Source organism: Bradyrhizobium sp. WCU1 (assembly GCF_053474805.1).
Genome location: NZ_CM130280.1, coordinates 236,389 through 256,403, shown reverse-complemented (window position 1 = coordinate 256,403; position 20,015 = coordinate 236,389). Strand labels below are relative to the sequence as shown.

Sequence of the window (20,015 nt, the reverse complement as noted above, 5' to 3'; positions counted from 1 at the left end):
ATGGTCGGCCGCGAATTCCGCGATGGCTCTCGTAATCTGGTCTAATCAGCAGAGAGAGGCTCGCCAGTCAGGTTCCAGCTTGCTCCGTCAAACGTCGCGATCCGCAGGGTCCTGAATGGCGTGTAGTCTTCCGACCTGGTGCTGATCGCGACGCCCGGGAGCATCATCGGCAAACGCTCGCCTTTCATCGAGGTGGCCTGCTTGATGAGGTTTTCGCGGGTCAGGTCGTCGCCGCATTTGCGCAACGCCATCTCGACGGCGTGAACATTCATGTAGGCAACGAGCACGGAGTAATCGTCCGGATTGGCCGAAGGTGCGTAGGTCTTCAGGAAATCCTTGTAGGCCTTGACCTCGTCGTCATTGGCCCAGGCCGGGTCGCCCGGCTGCTTGAGGAATTGCGTGGTGACGAGGCCCTTCGACGCTTCGAGGCCGGCGGGCTTCAGGATGGTTTCGACCGATGCCGTCGAGCCGCCGATCACGTGCAAGGGCTTCCAGCCGAGCTCGTAGACCTTGCGGATCGATTGCGCGGCTGCCTTCGACGACGACTGCTCGATCAGCGTGTCGACGCCGGCGGCCTTGAGCTGAACGATCTGCGAGTCGATCGTCGGGTCGGCGAGTTCGTAGGAGGCCTGGGCGACGATCAGCTCGGCCTTTGGACCGAGGCCGGCGCGGAGGCCCCTGAGATAGTCCTTGCCGTAGTCGTCATTCTGATACAGCACGCCGATTCTGGCGTCGGGCTTTGCGGTCAGGATGTACTTGGCGACGACGCGGCCCTCGGTCTCGAAGTCCGGATAGAGCGGGATCGTCCACGGGAAGGTTTTGGGATCGTTGAAACGCCGTCCACCGGCCGTAATGAACAGCTGCGGCACCTGCTTGCCGTTGAGGTATTTCTGGATCGCGACGTTCGGCGCGGTGCCGATCGTGCCAACCTCGGCCAGGACGCCGACGTCCTCGATCAACTTGCGTGACTGCTCGACGGCCTTCGGCGCGCTGTAGGCATTGTCGAGCTGGGTGAAGTTGATCTTGCGGCCGTTGATGCCGCCCTTCGCGTTCAGCATCTCGAAATAGCCGACCACGGCGCGCCCGGCGCCGGCGCCGAAGGCGGAGGCCGGGCCGCTGAGCGGCGTCGACTGGCCGAGCTTGATCTCGGTATCGCTGGCGCCGGGACCATAGGCCTTCTGGGCGTAGGCAGGCGCCGCCAGCAGGGCCGACAGCGCAATAGCCGCAAACGCCCGGTCGATGAGGTGGTTCAAGGTCGTTCTCCCCTTAATTCGTTTCTTATTGGAATCTGCGTCAGCGCAGCAACTCGCGGGCGATCACCACGCGCTGGATCTGGTTGGTGCCCTCGAAAATCTGGGTCAGCTTGGCGTCGCGCATCATGCGCTCGACCGGATAGTCCATGGTGTAGCCGTAGCCGCCGAAGATCTGGACCGCGTCGGTCGTGACCTTCATTGCCATGTCGCTGCCGACGCATTTCGCCATGCTGGCAAGCACGTTGAGCCGCTTCCAGTCGCCGGCATCGCCGGCGCGGGCGCATTCGTAGACCAGCGCGCGCGCCGCCTCGATCTGCATTGCCATGTCGGCGAGCATGAACTGCACGCCCTGGAATTCGGCGATCGGCTGCTTGAACTGCTTGCGCTCCTTGGCGTAGGCGATGCAGGCATCGAGCGCACCCTGCGCGAGGCCGACCGACTGGGCGCCGATGGTCGGCCGGTTGAGGTCGAGCGCGCGCATCGATGCGCGAAAACCCTTGCCTTCCTCGCCGACGAGATTTTCGGCCGGGACCCTGACATTGTCGAAGAAGATCGGGGTATTGGGGGCGCCGCGAAAGCCCATCTTGCGCTCGTGGCGACCGAACGTGATGCCAGGCATTGTCTTCGGCTCGACGATGAAGGCGCTGATGCCGTCGGCGCCGGCGCCGTCACTGGTCCGCGCCATCACCACGATGTAGTCGGCGACGACACCGTAGCTGCACCATTGCTTGCGGCCGTTGAGGATGTAGCTGTCGCCGTCCCTGCGGGCGCGGGTGTTGAGCGCGGCGACGTCGGAGCCGGCCTGCGGCTCGGAGATCGCGATCGCCGTGACCACGCCGCCCTTGGCGATGATCGGCAGGTATCTCCGGCGCTGCTCCTCCGAGCCGAAATGCAGCAGCGGCATGATGAACATGGTGTTGAGCGCCGCGATCGAGGCGCAGGCCGGCGAGACCTTCGAGATCTCCTCGCGCGCAATGCAGGCCATGGTCAGATTGCCGTTCGGGCCGTCGTAACGCTCCGGCACCCAGAGCTGCATCAATCCCATCTCGCCGAACAGCTTGACCAGCTCCAGCGGAAAGCGGTCGGTCTCGTCGATCTCGGCGGCGATCGGCGCTACGTGCCTGGCGACCATCCTGCGCACGTTGTCGCGGAACGCGACCTGCTCCTCGGAAAAACTCATACGGGCTCCCCGTCGTTTTCTTTGCCGGAAGCCAAGAAAGGGGCTTCCATTGAATGGGTGATCCATTTAATAATTCACCGCATGAGCACCAAGTCAAGCCCTCGCGCGCCGCAGCGCTCCCGTGCCGCCTCGCCGAACCGGCGGGAGCGAACCTCCGATCTCCGTGCCGCCGGAGCGTCGGCCGCGCCGACTTTCAAGCCGATCCACACCAGGCGGACGTTCGAGGAGATCTGCGAGCGCATCCGCGAGCAGCTGGCGCTCGGCGTGCTGAAGCCCGGCGACAAGCTGCCGGCCGAGCGCGAGCTGGCGCAGCAGCTCGGCGTCAGCCGCAACGTCCTGCGCGAGGCGCTGCGCAGCCTCGAAATGGCCGGCGTTCTGAAGCTGCAGAAGGGCGTCAAGGGCGGCGCCTTCATCCAGCAGGGCGACACCCGCCGCATGAACGAGGTGATGCGGGACATGCTGAGCCTCGGGACGATTTCCGTGCGGGAATTGTCGGAGGCGCGGGTCCATGTGCTCGACCTCGTGGTGCAGCTCGCCTGCGCGAACGCGCGCCGGGCCGACCTCGATGCGCTGGAAGCCAATATCGAGCGGACCGAGCTCGCCACCAAAGAAGGCAGGCTGCTCGATCGGGTCGAGTGCTCGCGGGAATTCTACAAGCTGCTGGCGGCGTCGACCGGCAACAAGGTGATCGCGATGATCGTCGACTCGGTCACTGAGATCCACATGCGCTTCGTCTATGCCAAGGTCGCCTCCAGCGGTGTCGCGATGGCGCGACTGGCGGAGAAGCGGCGTCAGTTCCTGGCGGCGCTGAGCGAACGAAACGTGGCGCTGGCGAGCCGGCTGCTGCGGTCGCACCTGGAATCCGTGCAGCGGATGCTGGAGCAGGACCCGGGAGCGATGTCGCTCCACGTCGCATTGGCGGACGTGCAGCCGGGGATGCTTCGATAGCCCGGGCGCCCAAAGATATCACAAAATCCAAGCAGCAATAACAATGGAGGTAAACGTGTCCAACTACGCCAAGTATGAATGCCTGACGGTCGAGGTCGCCGACAAGGTGGCGACCGTGACCTTGAACCGGCCGCAGGCGCGCAATGCCATCAACCAGAAACTGATCCGCGAACTGCGCACGATCTGGGACGACCTCGCCGACGATCACGCCGTCAATGTCGTGGTGCTGACCGGCGCCGGTGACTTCTTCAGCGTCGGCGGCGACGTGAAGGCGATGTCGGAGCGGCCCGGCGGCGACGTGCTCGAAGAGGGCGAGGTCCATGATCCGATGATCAGCCGGCGCGGCGTCACGCGCCAGCTCGAGCTCGACAAGCCGATCATCGCGGCGATCAACGGCGACGCCATCGGCCTGGCGGCCACGCATGCGCTGCTCTGCGACATCACCGTGATGGCCGAGGACGCGCGGATCGGCGACACCCACGTCTCCCGCGTCGGCCTGGTCGCAGGCGACGGCGGCACCGTGATCTGGCCGCTTCTGATCGGCATCAACAAGGCCAAGGAATTCCTGATCCGCGGCACGCTCCTGAAGGGCAACGAGGCGGAGCGGATCGGGCTGGTCAATCATGTCGCGCCGCGCGCGGAGGTGCTGGCCAAGGCCCGTGCGATCGCGATCGAGCTCGCCAACGGTCCGACCTGGGCCATTCGCTGGACCAAGCTGTCGATCAACCAGATCGTCAAGGAGCGCGTCAACATGCTGCTGGAAGCCTCGATGGCGCTGGAGCAGGTGACGTTCGAGACGGCCGACCACAAGGAAGCGACGATGTCGTTCAAGGAAAAGCGCAAGCCCAGGTTCGGCCAGGGCTAGGCCGGCGTGATGACGGCGACCGAACAGCCGGACGATGACGTCACGGCGATGCTGCGGGATTCCTTGCGTGGATTCCTCGATGAGCATTGGCGTCCGCGTGGCGCGATGGCGTCGTCTTCGCCGGACGAGATATCGGCGATCTGGCGCAAGCTGGTCGGGCAGGGCGTAGCCGCCCTCGGGGCGCAGGGGGATGAAGGCGGCCTTGCCGAAATCCTCGTCGTCATGGCCGAGCTTGGCCGGGCCGGATGTCCGGCGCCGATGTGGTCGGCGGCGCTGGCCAACCTTGCGATTTCCGGATCGCAGAGCGACGTCGTGACCGATCTGCTGGCGCGGCTGCATTCCGGGAAGGCGATTGTTGCCTTCTCGTTCGGTGCGCTGGATCCCGATCGCGGCACCGGCTCGATCGAGGTCGCGATCAACGCGGCAACGGGCGTGCTCCGCTGCGTCGAGGCGGCGGGAAGTGCCACGCACCTCCTGGTCGCGCTGGATCGGGCTCATCTTGCGCTGATCGAGCTCGGCCGTCCCGGTGTCGAATGCGTTGCGACCCGTGCGATGGGGGCGTGGGGGCTCTACGAGATCCGGCTGAACGCGGCGCCGCTCACACGGATTGCCGGAGGCGGCGTCGACCTCGACGAGCTCCGCATCAAGGGCAAGGCGATGTTGACCGCGCGCGCTTACGGTGCTGCGCGGCGCGCGTTCGAGCTGGCCGTCGACTACGCCAGGGAGCGACACCAGTTCGGGCAGCCGATCGGCAAGTTCCAGGCGATCCAGCACAAGCTGGCAAATTGCCTGATCGCGCTCGAAGGCGTCAGGCTGATCCTCGATCACACCGCCAGATTGCATGATGGCGGCGATGCCGACTGGCGATATTTTGCCGATTGCGCGTCGGCGTTCTCCGGCAGTGCGCTGCGGCAGGTCGCGCTCGAGACGCAGCACACGTTCGGGGCGATCGGCTATGCCGAGGAGCACGAAGCGCCAATCCATTTCAAGCGCGTGCACCTCGATACGATCGCACTTGGTGGTGCGTCCGATGCGAAGCGCAGGTTGGCCGCTCGCCTCCTGGATGCGGGCGGCGCTGGGCTGCCGCAATACGACCTCGGGACTGCCGGAAACGCGTATCGTGAGCAGGTCCGGCGCTGGCTCGCGGAGAACTGGTCGGGACAACGGAAGGATGCGTTTGATCAGAAGCCGTTCACCAAGCGCGAATTCGATGCCGGCTTCGCCCGCGATATCGGCGAGACCGGGTGGATCGGCCTCGGCTGGCCGGAACGGTTCGGCGGCCAGGCACGCTCCCCCCTCGAGCAGATCGCGTTCATGGAGACGATGGAGCAGGCCGAGGCGCCGCGGATCGGCGCCGCGATCCAGGCCAATGCGCTGATGATGTTCGGCACGCCGGAACAACAGCAGCAGTACCTTCCGGCGATTTTGCGCGGCGAGGCCATGCACGGCATGGGTTACAGCGAGCCGCAGGCGGGGTCCGACCTTGCGGCGTTGCGCACCAGCGCTGTGAGGGATGGCGATCACTGGCTGATCAACGGCCAGAAGATCTGGACCACCACCTGGTGGGGGAAATACATGTTCCTCGCGGCGCGGACCGACAAGGACGCCAAGCCGCCGCACGCCGGCATCAGCATGTTCATCGTGCCGATGGATGCGCCGGGCATCACGATCCGGCCGTCTGCCACGATGTACGACGGCACCTTCGCCAACATCTTCTACGACAATGTCCGCATTCCCGCCGAGAACCTGGTCGGCGAGGTCAATGACGGCTGGAAGGTGCTGACCGGCGCGCTCGCGTTCGAGCGCGGCTTGGTCGGTGGCGGCATCGTCCTGAAGGTTGCGCACGCCTTCGAGCAATTGCGCGCGCATGTAATGGCGGGGGAAGGCGATCAGTCGCTGGCCGGCGAACCGATCGTCCGCGACAGGATGGCGACGCTGGCCTCGGAGATCGAGATCGGCCGTCTCTTGATGATGCATTGCGCCGAGCTTGCCGCCGGTGGCGTGACTCCGCCGGAATATGGCGCGATCAGCAAGGTGTTCTCAGGCGAACTGATGGAACGCTTCGGCGAGGCTGCGCTCGATATCCTCGGCATGCGCGCCGCGCTGTCCGAGCAGATGCCGGGCGCGATCGACAACGGCCGCTTTGAGCAGAACCTGCGGCATTCGCTGATGTGGGTCATCAGCATCGGGACCAACGAAATCCAGCGCAGCCTGATCGCGCAACGCGCGCTCGGGCTGCCGAGATAGGAGAGATCGGATGCAGAAGGATGGCGACCGGGCGCCGCTCGCCGGGGTGCGTGTGCTGGATTTTTCCATCATGGTGGCGGGGCCGTATTGCGCGCGGCTGCTGGCGGACGTCGGCGCGGAGGTCATCAAGATCGAGCCGCCGGAGGGCGACGACATGCGACTGCGGACGCCGCTGCGTGACGGCCACAGCACCTATTTTGGCCAGCTCAATGCCGGCAAGCGCAGCCTGGCGCTGGACCTGAAGAACGCCGACGCCATCAAGCTGGTGCATCGCATGGTCGCGGAGGCGGACATTCTCGTCGAGAATTTTCGTCCTGGTGTCATGGAGCGGCTCGGCCTTGGCTATGAGGCGTTACGCGAGATCAACCCGCGGCTGATCTATTGCTCGATCTCGGGCTATGGCCAGTCAGGTCCCGCTGCCGAGCGGGCGGCTTATGCGATGATCGTGCATGCCGAGAGTGGATTCGATACCTCGCTGATGCGCTATGCCGGCGACCGCGAGCGGCCCGCGGCGGGAGCGATCTTCGTCGCCGATATCCTCGGCGGCATTTTCGGCTATTCCGCGATCCAGACTGCGATGGTCCAGCGTGTGCGCACCGGCGAAGGGCAGCGCGTCGATGTGGCCTTGATGGACTGCATGCTGAACCTGCTTGTCTACGAGCTTCAGGAAGCGCAATTCCCGATCCGAGCGCCGCGTCCGACCTATGGGCCGGTCCGCACCCGCGATGGCGATATCCTGATCGCCCCGGTGACGCCGCGCAATTTTGCCGCGCTCTGCGAGGTCACCGGGCAGGAAGAGCTGGCGAACGATCCGCGTTTTGCGAGCATTCCGGCGCGCGGAGCCAATTGGTCCGCCATGATGCAGGTGATCGAGAAGTGGACGGAGCGTCACACCGCCGCCGAATGCATCGCGGCGCTCGATCGCGCCGGTGTGCCTTGCGCCGAATATCGGGCGCCGGGTGCGGCGCTGACCGATCCCCATCTGCGTCAACGGGGCGTATTCGGGACGGTCACGGATGGTGCCGGCGACTTCGTCGGCGTCAGCGCGCCATGGCAGATGTCGGGCGCCGATACGCCGATCGGCAGTCACGTGCCTGGCATCGGCGCACAGCGCGATGACGTGCTGTCGCAGATTCTGGGACTGTCGCCCGATGCCATCGCGACACTTGCCGCTGCGGGGACGTTTGGGAAGCCTGCGGCCTAAGCGGGCTCAACGATCGGACGGAGCGTCCGGCGGCGGAGCCTTCGCGATCGCGAGCAGGCATTTCATGAAATGCGCGCGGTCCTCCTTGCGCAAGGGAGCCAGCATGATCTCTTGCAGCTGGGCGGCGGCCGGGATCACGGCCAGCAGCGCTTCCTCACCCTTGGCGGTGATCTGCACCTGGAGCGAGCGGCGGTCGTCGGGATTGTCCTTCTTCGCGACCAGCCGGCGCGCCACCATCCGCTTCAGCATTTCGCTCAGCGTATTGCGGTCGCAACTGATCCGGTCCGCCAATACGGAGGGGGTGAGCGGACCCAACTGATACAGCGCCATCAGCACGCCGAACTGCCGCGGCGTGATGTCGCTCTGCCGCGTCATGCTTTGATAGAGTCCGTCGTAGCGGGCCTCCAGCAGCCGCAGCAGAAATCCGACGCCGCCTTCGAGTTGCCAGTCGCGCGCAACGTCTGCGGCCGAGCTGGTCTTCTTTGCCCTGTCGGCTGCCATGCCGTTGTTCGACCCCGATTTCACGAATTCGCGTTAGCCGTTAGCAGCTTGGCCTGACGTCCTCAACCCTGCGATCAATCGCACCCGGGCCTGTTCCCGGAGCGGCGCAATGGTTTTCGGCCCTTGTCAGCCATCCGGCCATGTAGTACGTATACGTATCAAATAGACGCGAAGACGTCGTTCAGGGAGGTTGCCGTTGGAGCTGCGCGAGCTGCTGTCGATTCCCTATCTGCTCGAGGCCGAGGCGGGCGAGACCGAACCGGGACATTGGCGGATTCGTCTCGCCTATCCGGAGCTTCCGGGATGCACGGCCGAGGCGGCCGTCGTCGAGGATGCCCTCAGGGCGCTCGAGCGGCGGCGCATCGAGCTGATCGTGGGCCTGGTGGAGGAGGGCAAGCAACCTCCCGTTCCACGCCAGCCGCTCGCCGCATCCGATCCGCTTTGGACCGCACAGGATCTCGGGTTGTCCGACCGCGTCGCCGCACTTCTCGGCGCAACGGCCCCGACAGCACGCAATTGAAGGAGACAAACCATGCTCTCGCGCGAAGACAATGAACGCCTGGTAAGGGTCGGCAAAGGCACGCCGCTCGGCGATCTGTTTCGGCTGTACTGGATTCCGTTCCTGCCGTCGGCGGATCTCGCCAAGGACGGACAGCCCAGGCGCATCCGTTTGCTCGGCGAGGATCTGGTCGCTTTCCGTGACACCGAAGGTCGCGTCGGGCTGGTCGACCAGGCCTGTCCGCATCGCGGCGCGCCGCTGATCTTCGCACGAAACGAGGATTGCGGGCTGCGCTGCGTCTATCACGGCTGGAAGTTCGACGTCACCGGCGCGGTGACGGACATGCCGGCGGAGCCGGTACGCAGCCGCCTCAAGGAGCGGGTGCGGATCAAGGCCTATCCCTGCAAGGAGCGCAACGGAATGATCTGGACCTATATGGGGCCCGACCAGGTCGAGCTTCCGCCCTTGCCGAACCTCGAATGGAATCTGGTGCCGGCCGAGCAGGTGCACATCTCGGTGCGCGTGCAGGAGTGCAACTGGTTGCAGGCGGTCGAGGGCGAGATCGACTCCGCGCACGCGCCATTGCTGCACGGGCGGCTCGACGCGCAGGGCACCACCAACGCCTGGATCCAGAAGCGCGACCTGCGGCCGACCTTCGAATGCATCAAGCAGGACTTCGGCATGAGCATCGCCGCGCGGCGCAACTACGACGCCAACACGCTGTACTGGCGGGTCAACCAGTTCATGCTGCCGTTCTATACGCTGGTGCCTCCACTATCACCGTTCCCCGACCTGAGCGGGCATGCCTGGGTGCCGATCGACGATGAGAACACGCTCTGCATCATGTTCTCCTATCATCCGTCGGAACCGCTGCTGGAGAAAACCCGGCAAGTGTTCGCGGAGGGGCACAAGGGCCGCGAAAGCGGCCACGCCAGCCGGCATGCGCTGGTGCAGCATCCGGTGACGGTGCCGTATGCCGGCTACTGGACCAAATACAATCCGCAGAACGGTTTCCAGTTCGACTACGAGGCGCAGCGGACCACCTGGTTCTCGGGCCTGCCGGGGCTCTGGGTGCAGGACGGCGCCTGTCAGAGCGGCGTCTCGCCGATCTTCGACCGCACCAAGGAGACGCTCTGCTCCAGCGATACCGGCATCGCGATGACGCGGCGCTTCATTCTGGAGGCGCTCGGTGCCTATCGCGATCACGCGATCAAGCCAAAGGGAGTCTCGGACCCCGACGTGTTCATGGTGCGGGCGGTGTCGCTGCGGCTGCCGCCGGAGGATTCCTGGGTCGATGTCGGAGCGCCGTTCATGCGGGCGAAGCTCGGCGCCGATTTCGGGTACGAGCTGTGAGCGCATCCGGCCATACGGCCGACACGCAGCAGGTGCTGGTCAAGCGCATCGGCTACGAGGCCGAGCGGATCAATTCCTATGAACTGATCGGACGGGCCGGCAGCGAGCTTGCCCCGTTCACGGCCGGCAGCCATATCGACCTGCATCTGCCGAACGGCATGATCCGCAGCTACTCGCTGATCAACGATCAGCGCGAGCGGCATCGCTATGTCATCGCGGTGCACAGGGATGCCGAGAGCCGTGGCGGCTCGAGCCTTGTTCACGACGCTATCAGGGTGGGGGACGTCATGACGATCTCCATGCCGCGCAATAACTTCGCGCTTCATGAAGAGGCCGAGCACTCGGTCCTGATCGCTGGCGGGATCGGCATCACGCCGCTGCTGTCAATGATCCGGCGCCTGGAAGCGCTTGGGCGCCGCTGGGAGCTGTTCTACGCCGCGAGGACGCGTGCCGCGGCCGCATTTCTCGACGAGCTCGGCGCGTATCGATCGAGGGTACATCTCGATTTCGACGACGAGCGAGCGGGACGCGTGTTCGATCTCCCGGCAATCGTCGGGAGCGCACTGGCGCACACGCATCTCTACTGCTGCGGACCGGTGCCGATGCTCGCGGCATTCGAGGCGGCGACGGCCGGTCGCCTGGCCGATCATGTGCATGTCGAATATTTCAAGGCGCGGGAAGCGCCGGCAACTGAAGGCGGCTTCGAGGTCAGGCTCGCGCGAAGCAATCGGACCGTTGCGGTCGAGGCCGGAAAGACCATACTCGACGCGTTGCTGGATGCCGGCATTGCCGCGAACTACGCCTGCACCGAAGGCGTCTGCGGCACCTGCGAGACGCGCGTGCTCGACGGCTTACCCGACCATCGCGATCAGTTTCTCAGCCAAGAGGAGCAGGCGGCAAACAAGAGCGTGATGATCTGCTGCTCGGGCGCGAAGTCCCGCACGCTGGTGCTCGATCTCTGAAAACAACAACACAGGATGGGTGGAAACAAGTGAACTATCTCTCTCGCATTCTCGCGTTGTCGCTGCTGGCCGCCTGCGCGGCCTCTCCGGCATCGGCGGACGCCGCGCGCTCTCTGAAGATCGGCGTACTCAACGACGCGTCCGGCCCTTATTCGGACAATGCCGGTGAGGGGTCTGTGACGGCGGCCAAGATGGCGGCCGAGGATTTCATGCGGCTGCACCCGGACTTCAGGGTCGAGATCGTATCGGCCGACCACCAGAACAAGGCAGACGTCGGCGCCGCGATCGCGCGGCGCTGGATCGGTCAGGAGAAGGTCGATGCGGTCGCCGACGTGCCGAACTCGGCCGTCGGGCTCGCCGTCAACGAGGTCGTGCGCGGCACCAAGGCGGCGCTGATCGCATCGAGCGCGGCTTCCTCCGACCTGACCGGCAAATACTGCTCGCCGAACACGATCCAGTGGACCTTCGATACCTGGGCGGCCTCGCACACGATCGGCGCCTATCTGGTACGGCACGGCGGCACGAAATGGTATTTCATCGCCACCGACAATGCGCTCGGCAAATCGATGGTGCGCGACGGGACGGCGGTGATCGGCGCCGGCGGCGGCAGCGTTCTCGGATCGGTCAATGTGCCGATCAACAACGCGGACTATGCGTCGTTCATCCTGCAGGCCGACGGTTCCGGCGCCGACGTGATCGCGTTCGCCACTGCGGGCGGCGACACCGTCAGCCTGATCAAGCAATCCGCAGAGTTCGGGCTGAAGCAGAGCGGGCGGATCTTCGCGGCGCTGCTGACCACCACCAACGATGTCGAGTCCAGCGGGCTCGCGGTCGGGGAGGGGCTGATCATCACCCAGCCGTTCTATTGGGATCTCAACGATGCCAGCCGCGCCTGGTCGGCCAGGTTTAGCGAGCGGCAGCACGGGCAGTCGCCGACAGCATTTCATGCCGGCGTCTATTCCTCGGTGCTGGCCTATCTGAATGCGGCGCAGGCCGTCGGAACCAATGATGCGCAGGCGGTGATCCGCAAGCTGAAGGAGAACCCGATCGATGACGCCTTGTTCGGGCCGGTCGTGGTGCGCGCGGACGGCCGCGCCATCCACAACATGTACATCTTCAAGGCGAAGAGCCCGAATGCGTCGAAGAGCAAATGGGATCTGCTCGAGCAGGTCGGCGTGCTCGCGGGCCCGGAGGCGTTTCGGCCGCTCGACCAGGGCGGTTGCTCCCTCGTCGAGCCACCGAAGAGCAATTGACGACGACGGCCGCGAACGCCGATCAACCTTTCTCAAGACGTACGGATGTCTCACATGCTGGATCAGCTGGAAGCCGAATTTCCCGAGCACACGCCTCGTCCGGCCGGCGCGCCGAGGGCGCTTGAGGGAATCCGGGTGATCGATTTTTCGCACTTCATCGCGGGTCCGTTCGCAACCATGATCCTGGCCGACATGGGCGCTGAGGTGATCAAGGTCGAGGCGCCTGGCCGGGGCGACGATCTGCGCCGGTATCCTCCGCTGCATCCCGATCTCAGGCACGGTGCGCCGTTCCTCTGGACCAACCGTAACAAGCGCAGTGTTGCCCTCGATCTCAAGTCCCCGGAAGGTCTGGAGGTTGCCCGTGAGCTGATCGCGACGGCGGATGTCCTGGTCGAGAATTTTTCGGCGAGCGTGATGGCGCGGCTCGGGCTCGACTACGAGAGTTGCCGCCAGATCAAACCCGAGATCATCTACTGCTCGGTGTCCGCCTATGGCCGTGACGGGGCGTTCTCCGACCGGCTCGGCTTCGATCCGATTGCGCAGGTCGAGAGCGGCTTCGTGTCAATGAACGGCTATGCCGACCGGGAGGGTGTGCGGGCCCTATCGCCGGTGATGGACATCAGCACCGCGATGATGGCCAGCAATGCGATCCTCGGCGCGTTGTTCGCGCGCGAGCGCAGCGGGCAGGGCCAAGCCATCGAGGTGTCGCTGTTCGAGAATGCCGTCCTGATGACCGGCTACGCGACGATGCAGTCGCTGTTCAATAATGCGGATCCAAGGCGAAGCGGCAACACCAGCCCGGACACCTGTCCGTCTGGCGTGTTCCTGGCGAGCGATTGTTCGTTCTATATCAACTGCGGCAATGACAAGATCTTTCATCGCCTGATGGCGCAGGTGCTCGAGCGTGAAGATCTTGCGGCGGCTGAGATCTACGCAACCGGCCCCGATCGAATCCGCCGGCGCGAGGAACTGTTCGCAATTCTCGGCGATGCCTTCGCCCGGCAGCCCTGGTCGCACTGGCAGGCGCGGATGCGGGCGGCTGGCGTGCCCTGCGGCCAGGTGCGGAGCGTCACCGAGGCGATCCGCTCGCCGGAGGCAAGGGAGCGCGGGATCGTCACAAGGATCCCGCACGAGACGGTGGGCTGGGTGCCGAATGTCAACCTGCCGATCCGCTATTCGCGGACGCCGATCGTCGATCCCGTCGCGGCGCCGGCCGTCGGCCAGCATACCGAAGACGTGCTGCGTGAGCTGCTCGGCTATGACGACGCGCGCATTGCGCAGCTGGCGGCGGGCGGTGCTTTCGGCAGCCAGCCATCGCGAGAGGCGGTCAAGGAGGATACCAAACCGTGACGGTGCGCGCGTGACGCGAGCGGACGCTGCGGGGCCGGGTCGCGGTCATCGGGATCGGCGAGACCGACTATTATCGCCATGGCGCGTCTCCCGATCCGGAGTTCAAGCTGGCGCTGAAAACCATTCTGGCGGCGTGCGCGGATGCCGGGCTCGATCCCCGCGAGATCGACGGGTTCTCCTCCTACAGCGACGATCGCAGCGAGGCGTCGCGGTTGGCCGCGGCGCTGGGCACGCGCCAATTGCGCACGGCGACGATGCAATGGGGTGGCGGCGGCGGTGGATGCTGCGCGGCGGTTGCCCACGCGGCGGCCTCGATCGTCGTGGGCCTGGCGGATTGTGTCGTGGTGTTCCGCTCGCTGGCGCAGGGCCAGTATGGGCGGTTCGGGCAGGCGGCTGGCATCCACACCGTTTCGGGCGAACGATCCTATTTGATGCCTTACGGTGTGCTGGCGCCGCCGCAGCGGTTTGCGATGCGGGTGCAGCGCTACATGCACGAGCATGGCGTTCGGCAGGAGGCATTGCGTGCGATCGCGCTCGCCTCCTATCACCATGAGGTCGGCCAGTTCCGCAACGGATTGCGGCAAGTCGTGGTGTCGACTCCGGACTGTGCTTCAGGAGCGCTGCGCTTTCCGTATGTGGATGCGCCTGCGGTCGGTGAAGATTGTATTCGACCGCGCGATTCGCCGAAGGAAGTGACAATCGATCGATGAGAAAGCGTGCGGCCGACGATCAATCTGGCATCGGCCCGTTGTCGGCCTAACCGTGCGCGCCGCTGCCACCCATTTCGTCGAGCAAGGCTTTGGCCCGTCGGTACGGCGTGGTACCAAATCCCTCGGCGAATTTCCCGAGGGCATCATCGAGCCTTGCCGAGGCTTCGCCGATCCTGCCTTGATGGCGAAGCATTTCGGCCAAACTCTCCGTCGCTTTGAGCTCGTGGCCGAGAGCTCCCTGATATTGCGAGATAGCGATCGCTTCGCGAAAGTGGCGTTCCGCCGCTTCTGATTTGATTCCCTCGAGCGAGAGCAAAGTCGTGCCGTGGATGCGAAGTGCATCAGGTAGCTGCCAGAGCGCTTCGGTCGCCCTTATTCTATCGAGCGATTCCGCCGACACCAGAACCGCTTCTTCTGGACGGTCGTCAGCCGCGAGAACTTCCGCCAGGCGCCCGAGGAACGGGACTGCAACATTTCCATAGCGTACGTCGCCCAACTTCGACACCGCCTCTCGCAATTGTCGCTCCGCCAAGCGGAATTCTCCCTTAAGAAACAGCAGCCTGCCCTCAAACCCAATGGCCGAAAGCAGGTAGCTTTGGATGTCGTTGTCCTGCGCGACCTGCTTCATTCTATGAATTGCGATCTCGGCAAGCTGTAGCTCCTCCAGTCTGAGGAAAAGGTTGCAGCCACACCAGCTGAGAGCCTGGCAGATCGATGCCGGATTTCCGGTTTCCTCCGCGTCTTCATGCGCGGCCACACAGGCACGTACAGTCTGATCAAACCGCCCCTCGCACCAATGGACGCCCGCTATCACGCATTGCGCGTAGACCGAGTGGTTCAAGCCCCAACGGGCGATCTGCGAAGCATCGGTATGGGTCTGGAAATAGACATGGGCTTCGCGTGCGAGCTTCATAGCGTCCGGATACTGAGCGCCAAAATAGAGCGATGCGCTCTTGACGCTCTTCATCATCGCGAGTGCCGTCGGCTCTTTGACGTCGGCGACGAGCCGCTCGATCCTCGTCATTCCTTCCAGAGCGCCTTTGAGGTCGCCACGCCGATGCATGAACAGGATGAGACCAAGGCGGCCCCTGAGCTCCCACGCCACGTCGCCCAGGCTTCTCGCGATGTCGATCGCGCGGTTCAGAGCATCACGCGATTGGCCTGTCATGCCTTCGGTGTACATCACGGCGAGACCGAAGGCAGCCTTTAACAACATCTCGTCCCGCTCGGCATCGACGCCCGGTTCGAGCGTGTCGATTGCGTTGGTCGTCCAGGCGACACACTCCGTAAGAAGCGAGTTTTCCAGCCACACCGGCACGGCTGCGGCAGCAAGCGCGACGCCCAATCGTCTATCGCCATTGGGCGAGAAAGCCCAGCTCAGAATGCCACGAACGTTGTCGAGTTCGTGCACCGCGTCCCGAGCGGTTTGCACCTGGTGTGGTCCCAAGGCGCACTTTCGAAGCATTTCCGTCACGCAGGACGCCAGCCGCGTTGCGAGCGTGCCTCGCTCCGATTGATCGATCAGTTTGGCGAGCGCGAACGCCTTCGTAATTTCCAACAATCGAAATCTGGCAATGGAAGAGCCGATGTCGACAGAGACAAGCGATTTGCAGACCAGATCGGCCAGAATGGATGCCGTATCCGCATCGCTTGTTGCGGGAATGATGCTTACTGCGGCCTCAAGCGTGAAGCTGCCGGCGAAAATTCCCAGGCATCGGAAGATGTATCGCTCGCTTTCGCTGAGCAGTTGATAACTCCATTCGAGCGCCGTCGCGATGGTGCGGTGCCGCTCGGACGTTCCCCGATGCGTGTCACCGAGCAAATGCATGCGGTCGTCGATCCTCGCCGCCAGCCCCTGGACGCCGAATGCATCTACGCGCGCGGCGGCAACCTCGATCGCCAGCGGGTTTCCGTCCAGTTCGCGGCAGATCTGTGCCGCGAAGACTGCGTTGGTGTCCGTAAGTTCGAAATCATTGACGATGGCAGCTGCACGCTCGACGAACAATTGGATCGCCGGATAGCTGAGCGCCTCGTTCGGGCCGAGTGATCTGGTCGCAGGGGGCACATCCAGGGAAGGGAGCCGGTAGACTTGCTCGCCCTCGATACGCAGCGTTTCGCGGCTCGTCGTGAGGATCTTGATCCCGCTCGCGCTGCGGAGCAGTTCGCCGATCGCAGCCGCGACGCCGTCGATCAGATGCTCGCAATTGTCGAAAACCAGGAGCAGGTTCTTGTAGCGCACGGCCGCGGCAAGACCGGACAGAGTGTCGCTGGAGCGGATATCCACGGGAAGGGCGGAAGCAAGCGCGCTTGGAATCAACGAAGGGCTGGCGACGGAGCTCAGATCAACAAGCCAGACCCCGTGGCTGAACTCAGTCAGGAGCGTTTCGGCCAGCCGCAGTGCAACCGAAGTCTTGCCGATTCCGGGCGGGCCAACAATGCTCAGGAGGCGATTGCCTTCCAGCTTGCGCTGCATCGATTCCAGTGCATCCGCTCGTCCGACGAGGCGGATCAGCTGCGCCGGGAGGTTGTGCGTCGGGCGATTGATCGGTGAGCTCGCGATGGGAGTGTCCGTCTCGACCAACTTGATAGGCGCCACGAAGCGATAGCCCTTTCCCGGGCTGTTCACGATGTACTGGTTCGCCGTGTCGTCTTCGCCCAGCGCGCGGCGCAGGGCGGCGACCTGCACCGTCAGATTCGCCTCGACTACAAAAGTATCGGGCCAGGCGATGGCAATGAGATCGTTCTTGCTTACCAGCTCGCCCGCACGCTCGACGAGCGCGATCAGGATTTCGATCGCCTTGCCGCCCAATCGGACGACGCGCTCGCCCTCGTGGAGTACACGTGTGGAGGTCGACAGGCGGAAGGGCCCGAAGAGGAACGTACGTTCTGGGCGGTCTTTGGCAGCAGGCATTCTTTAGGCCGTCGGTAGCATGGAGTACCCCCATACGCTGCAGAAGGGAGTCTGTCCAATGGTCCGGGATCGGCTCGTTATCGCCCCCCGTCGCCCTGGATCTGGACGGTTACGGCCTGCCGGCGCGCCAGGATCGCCGTCATGGCGATACGCTCGGCTTCGAGCGTCGAGAGGGTTGCCAATTCGACGGCCGTCGCCGCCAGTTGTTCGATTAGATCCGCCCGAGCGTGAAGCTGTGAGGTCTGTCGCTTGCTCACCCACCTCGACACCGTCTCGGATGAGAGCGCCATCTCTCGATCGAGGCCGCCGGCGAGAGCTTCTCGAAGGATATTCGTTCGCTCCGCCGAATCCTTCGCCGTCGCGCGTAGCTCGTCTAGCCGGCCGGAAAATTCCACGTGGTGGGCGGCCTTACTTTCAGAGAAGAGCCGGTTGATGTTGTTGAGGCTTGCCTGCAAGCGAAGCAAGTGCAGGCGCAGATCCTCACCGAACTGAGCCAGATTGCCGTTCATCGCTTCCGCACACGTTTGAGACGACCAAGTCTCCCGCGACGGATCATCGCGGCCAAATAAAAATTTCCAAAAACTAGACGAAAGGATGATGTGGCTTCGGCCAAACGTCGCGAGGGGGTTTTTGGAACGATTTATTCGCCACGTGGGCGCGCCACGACTAACGATCGTCGAGACCGTCAAGGGCGGATTGGGGACCGACGATGCCGACCATCAAGACCAACGATCAGGTCGAAATCTTTTACAAGGACTGGGGTTCGGGGCAACCAATCGTATTCAGCCACGGCTGGCCGCTGTCGTCGGACGACTGGGACGCCCAGATGCTGTTCTTCCTCAGCCACGGCTATCGCGTCATCGCCCATGATCGCCGTGGTCACGGCCGGTCGACCCAGGTCGCTGACGGTCACGACATGGATCACTATGCGGATGATCTCGCTGCATTGACGTCGCATCTGGATCTGAAGAACGCCATCCATGTCGGGCACTCCACCGGCGGTGGAGAGGTCGTGCGTTACCTGGCTCGTCATGGCGAGAGCAGGGCTGCCAAGGCGGTCATGATCGCGGCCGTCCCGCCGCTGATGGTGAAGACGCAGGAAAATCCGGGCGGCCTCCCGAAAGAGGTTTTCGACAACTTCCAGGCGCAGGTCGCCGCCAATCGCTCGCAGTTCTACCGCGACGTCGCGGCGGGACCGTTCTACGGCTACAACCGGTCCGGCGCCAGGCCTTCAGAGGCCGTTATCCAGAACTGGTGGCGTCAAGGCATGATGGGAGGCGCGAAAGCTCACTACGATGGCATCGTCGCGTTCTCGCAAACGGACTTCACCGAGGATCTCAAGAAGATCAACGTCCCTGTGCTCGTCATGCACGGCGACGACGACCAGATCGTGCCTTACGCGGGCTCGGGGCCGCTCTCGGCCAGGCTTCTCAAGAACGGAACGTTGAAGACATACGCGGGCTTCCCGCACGGCATGCCGACGACCGAGGCGGCGACCATCAACGCCGACATGCTCGCATTCTTCAAAGCCTGATCGAAAACCCGGGAGTTTCGAAGTGACCTGGGGCATTCCGACGTCTATCTTCCTCCAAATCCACGTCGCGCTGAGCTTGATCGGCATTCTGACCGGCCTTGTGACGGTGCTTGGAATGATCGGTGGCCGCTATCTCGGGGGCTGGACCGCAATCTTCCTGGCGACGACCTTGTTGACGGGCGTGACCGGATTTCCGCTGGCGCCGTTCGGTCTGGATCCGCCACGGATCGTGGGGGCGATCTTGCTTTGCCTGCTCATTGCCGCGGGCGCTGGCCTCTATCTGTTTGCGCTCCGCGGCGCGTGGTGTTCGGTTTATGTGATTTGCGCCGTTGCCGCGCTCTATCTCAACGTCTTCGTGGCAATCGCGCAGTCGTTCCAAAAGATCACGATCTTGCATGCTTTGGCACCAACGCAAAGCGAACCGCCTTTCGCGGTCGCGCAAGTCGCCGGGCTCGTCCTCTTCGGCGTTCTCGGCTTCCTCGCCTGGCGACGCTTCCCATCATCTGGCGCGACCATCGCCTCGCTGACCTGAGCGTCAGCGAGGCGGCGAGCCCCAACCAAACCTTCCAAACGAAAAGGAGCCATCATGTCGATCAATGCCAAAGCGACTCCCGGAAAAGGGCTGCTCAGTCCCAGCAATCACGCTCTGATCCTGATCGATTTTCAGTCTCAGATGTCGTTCGCAACCAAGTCGATCGACGCGGTCAATCTTCGCACCAATGCTGCGCTGATCTCGGAAGCCGCGGCCGGCTTCAAGGTGCCCGCCATTCTCACGACGGTTGCCGAAAAGAGCTTCTCCGGGCCGATGTTCGGCGAGATCGTTTCGGCCTTTGGCGGCCAGAAGATGATCGACCGCACCTCCATGAATACCTGGGAAGACGAAAATGTCATCAAGGAGGTCAACCGGATCGGCAAGAACCGCCTGGTGTTTGCCGGCCTCTGGACTTCGGTTTGCATCGTTGGACCGACGCTGTCCGCGCTCGACCAGGGATTTGAGGTCTATGCCATCGCGGACGCCTGCGGTGATGTCTCAACGGAAGCCCATGAACGCGCCATGGAGCGCATGATTCAGGCGGGCGTCCGGCCGATGACGTCGTTGCAGTATCTGCTCGAACTGCAACGAGACTGGGCGCGAACCGAAACCTACGAGATGACCACAGGGATCGCGAAGCGGCACGGCGGCGCCTACGGCCTCGGCATCATTTACGCCAAGTCCATGTTCGGTGCGTCGGAAGGACATTAAGG

The 20,015-nt window shown here is 63.9% G+C and carries 18 protein-coding genes; 13 read left to right on the top strand and 5 right to left on the bottom strand.

Annotation, left to right across the window (positions count from 1 at the left end; genetic code table 11):
- Positions 1-41 precede the first annotated feature (41 nt).
- On the bottom strand, positions 42-1,241 hold the full coding sequence (locus ACTUWL_RS01310) for an ABC transporter substrate-binding protein (RefSeq protein ID WP_291734272.1): 1,200 nt from the start codon (positions 1,239-1,241) through the stop codon (positions 42-44).
- Between the two features lie 52 nt (positions 1,242-1,293).
- Positions 1,294-2,433, bottom strand: coding sequence for an acyl-CoA dehydrogenase family protein (locus tag ACTUWL_RS01305; protein WP_021080135.1), 1,140 nt, complete (start codon positions 2,431-2,433; stop codon positions 1,294-1,296).
- 81 nt (positions 2,434-2,514) lie between these two features.
- Between ACTUWL_RS01305 and ACTUWL_RS01300 the strand changes: the two genes are divergently transcribed.
- Genes ACTUWL_RS01300 through ACTUWL_RS01285 form a run of 4 tightly spaced genes read left to right on the top strand, consistent with a single transcriptional unit; the run spans position 2,515 to position 7,697 of the window.
- Entirely contained in the window at positions 2,515-3,381 is an 867-nt protein-coding gene (locus ACTUWL_RS01300) for a FadR/GntR family transcriptional regulator (protein WP_021080134.1), read from the top strand.
- A gap of 55 nt (positions 3,382-3,436) precedes the next feature.
- On the top strand, positions 3,437-4,246 hold the full coding sequence (locus ACTUWL_RS01295; protein WP_021080133.1) for an enoyl-CoA hydratase/isomerase family protein: 810 nt from the start codon (positions 3,437-3,439) through the stop codon (positions 4,244-4,246).
- 9 nt (positions 4,247-4,255) lie between these two features.
- Positions 4,256-6,493: an acyl-CoA dehydrogenase gene (locus tag ACTUWL_RS01290; RefSeq protein WP_021080132.1), complete on the top strand. Its 2,238-nt coding sequence runs from the start codon at positions 4,256-4,258 to the stop codon at positions 6,491-6,493.
- Between the two features lie 10 nt (positions 6,494-6,503).
- Entirely contained in the window at positions 6,504-7,697 is a 1,194-nt protein-coding gene (locus ACTUWL_RS01285; protein WP_021080131.1) for a CaiB/BaiF CoA transferase family protein, read from the top strand.
- Between the two features lie 6 nt (positions 7,698-7,703).
- On the opposite strand, the gene ACTUWL_RS01280 is transcribed toward ACTUWL_RS01285, so the two are convergent.
- Entirely contained in the window at positions 7,704-8,198 is a 495-nt protein-coding gene (locus tag ACTUWL_RS01280; RefSeq protein WP_021080130.1) for a MarR family winged helix-turn-helix transcriptional regulator, read from the bottom strand.
- Between the two features lie 196 nt (positions 8,199-8,394).
- Here ACTUWL_RS01280 and ACTUWL_RS01275 point away from each other — a divergent pair, with 196 nt between their 5' ends.
- The 6 genes from ACTUWL_RS01275 to ACTUWL_RS01250 all read left to right on the top strand — a co-directional run bounded on the left by ACTUWL_RS01275 (position 8,395) and on the right by ACTUWL_RS01250 (position 14,325).
- Positions 8,395-8,718 (top strand): hypothetical protein, encoded by a 324-nt coding sequence (locus tag ACTUWL_RS01275; RefSeq protein ID WP_021080129.1) that lies wholly within the window; start codon positions 8,395-8,397, stop codon positions 8,716-8,718.
- A 12-nt stretch (positions 8,719-8,730) separates the two neighbouring features.
- Positions 8,731-10,050: a Rieske 2Fe-2S domain-containing protein gene (locus ACTUWL_RS01270; RefSeq protein ID WP_021080128.1), complete on the top strand. Its 1,320-nt coding sequence runs from the start codon at positions 8,731-8,733 to the stop codon at positions 10,048-10,050.
- On the top strand, positions 10,047-11,012 hold the full coding sequence (locus tag ACTUWL_RS01265; protein WP_021080127.1) for a PDR/VanB family oxidoreductase: 966 nt from the start codon (positions 10,047-10,049) through the stop codon (positions 11,010-11,012). Before ACTUWL_RS01270 ends, ACTUWL_RS01265 begins: the two co-directional genes overlap by 4 nt.
- A gap of 29 nt (positions 11,013-11,041) precedes the next feature.
- Positions 11,042-12,265 (top strand): ABC transporter substrate-binding protein, encoded by a 1,224-nt coding sequence (locus tag ACTUWL_RS01260; RefSeq protein ID WP_021080126.1) that lies wholly within the window; start codon positions 11,042-11,044, stop codon positions 12,263-12,265.
- A 54-nt stretch (positions 12,266-12,319) separates the two neighbouring features.
- Positions 12,320-13,615, top strand: a complete 1,296-nt coding sequence (locus ACTUWL_RS01255; RefSeq protein ID WP_021080125.1) for a CaiB/BaiF CoA transferase family protein — start codon at positions 12,320-12,322, stop codon at positions 13,613-13,615.
- Between the two features lie 212 nt (positions 13,616-13,827).
- On the top strand, positions 13,828-14,325 hold the full coding sequence (locus ACTUWL_RS01250; RefSeq protein ID WP_021080124.1) for an NADPH2:quinone reductase: 498 nt from the start codon (positions 13,828-13,830) through the stop codon (positions 14,323-14,325).
- 46 nt (positions 14,326-14,371) lie between these two features.
- Here the strand turns inward: ACTUWL_RS01250 and ACTUWL_RS01245 are convergent, their stop codons facing one another.
- A complete protein-coding gene (locus ACTUWL_RS01245; protein WP_021080123.1) occupies positions 14,372-17,236 on the bottom strand; it encodes an ATP-binding protein in 2,865 nt (954 codons plus the stop codon).
- A gap of 77 nt (positions 17,237-17,313) precedes the next feature.
- Positions 17,314-17,745 carry a hypothetical protein gene (locus ACTUWL_RS01240; RefSeq protein WP_021080122.1) on the bottom strand — a complete coding sequence of 144 codons (432 nt, stop codon included), beginning with the start codon at positions 17,743-17,745 and terminating at the stop codon, positions 17,314-17,316.
- 200 nt (positions 17,746-17,945) lie between these two features.
- On the opposite strand from ACTUWL_RS01240, the gene ACTUWL_RS01235 reads away from it, so the two are divergent.
- Genes ACTUWL_RS01235 through ACTUWL_RS01225 form a run of 3 tightly spaced genes read left to right on the top strand, consistent with a single transcriptional unit; the run spans position 17,946 to position 20,013 of the window.
- The gene (locus tag ACTUWL_RS01235) at positions 17,946-18,770 is read left to right on the top strand and encodes an alpha/beta fold hydrolase (RefSeq protein WP_021080121.1); all 825 of its coding nucleotides are present in this window, start codon (positions 17,946-17,948) and stop codon (positions 18,768-18,770) included.
- Between the two features lie 22 nt (positions 18,771-18,792).
- A complete protein-coding gene (locus tag ACTUWL_RS01230) occupies positions 18,793-19,302 on the top strand; it encodes a hypothetical protein (protein WP_021080120.1) in 510 nt (169 codons plus the stop codon).
- Between the two features lie 60 nt (positions 19,303-19,362).
- On the top strand, positions 19,363-20,013 hold the full coding sequence (locus ACTUWL_RS01225; protein ID WP_035652091.1) for a hydrolase: 651 nt from the start codon (positions 19,363-19,365) through the stop codon (positions 20,011-20,013).
- The last annotated feature ends 2 nt before the right edge of the window (positions 20,014-20,015 follow it).

Coding starts and splice junctions, on each gene's coding strand:
- ACTUWL_RS01240 (WP_021080122.1), bottom strand. CDS start 17,745: ATGAACGGCAATCTGGCTCAGTTCGGTGAGGATCTGCGCCTGCACTTG.
- ACTUWL_RS01270 (WP_021080128.1), top strand. CDS start 8,731: ATGCTCTCGCGCGAAGACAATGAACGCCTGGTAAGGGTCGGCAAAGGC.
- ACTUWL_RS01245 (WP_021080123.1), bottom strand. CDS start 17,236: ATGCCTGCTGCCAAAGACCGCCCAGAACGTACGTTCCTCTTCGGGCCC.
- ACTUWL_RS01290 (WP_021080132.1), top strand. CDS start 4,256: ATGACGGCGACCGAACAGCCGGACGATGACGTCACGGCGATGCTGCGG.
- ACTUWL_RS01300 (WP_021080134.1), top strand. CDS start 2,515: ATGAGCACCAAGTCAAGCCCTCGCGCGCCGCAGCGCTCCCGTGCCGCC.
- ACTUWL_RS01285 (WP_021080131.1), top strand. CDS start 6,504: ATGCAGAAGGATGGCGACCGGGCGCCGCTCGCCGGGGTGCGTGTGCTG.
- ACTUWL_RS01280 (WP_021080130.1), bottom strand. CDS start 8,198: ATGGCAGCCGACAGGGCAAAGAAGACCAGCTCGGCCGCAGACGTTGCG.
- ACTUWL_RS01235 (WP_021080121.1), top strand. CDS start 17,946: ATGCCGACCATCAAGACCAACGATCAGGTCGAAATCTTTTACAAGGAC.
- ACTUWL_RS01255 (WP_021080125.1), top strand. CDS start 12,320: ATGCTGGATCAGCTGGAAGCCGAATTTCCCGAGCACACGCCTCGTCCG.
- ACTUWL_RS01305 (WP_021080135.1), bottom strand. CDS start 2,433: ATGAGTTTTTCCGAGGAGCAGGTCGCGTTCCGCGACAACGTGCGCAGG.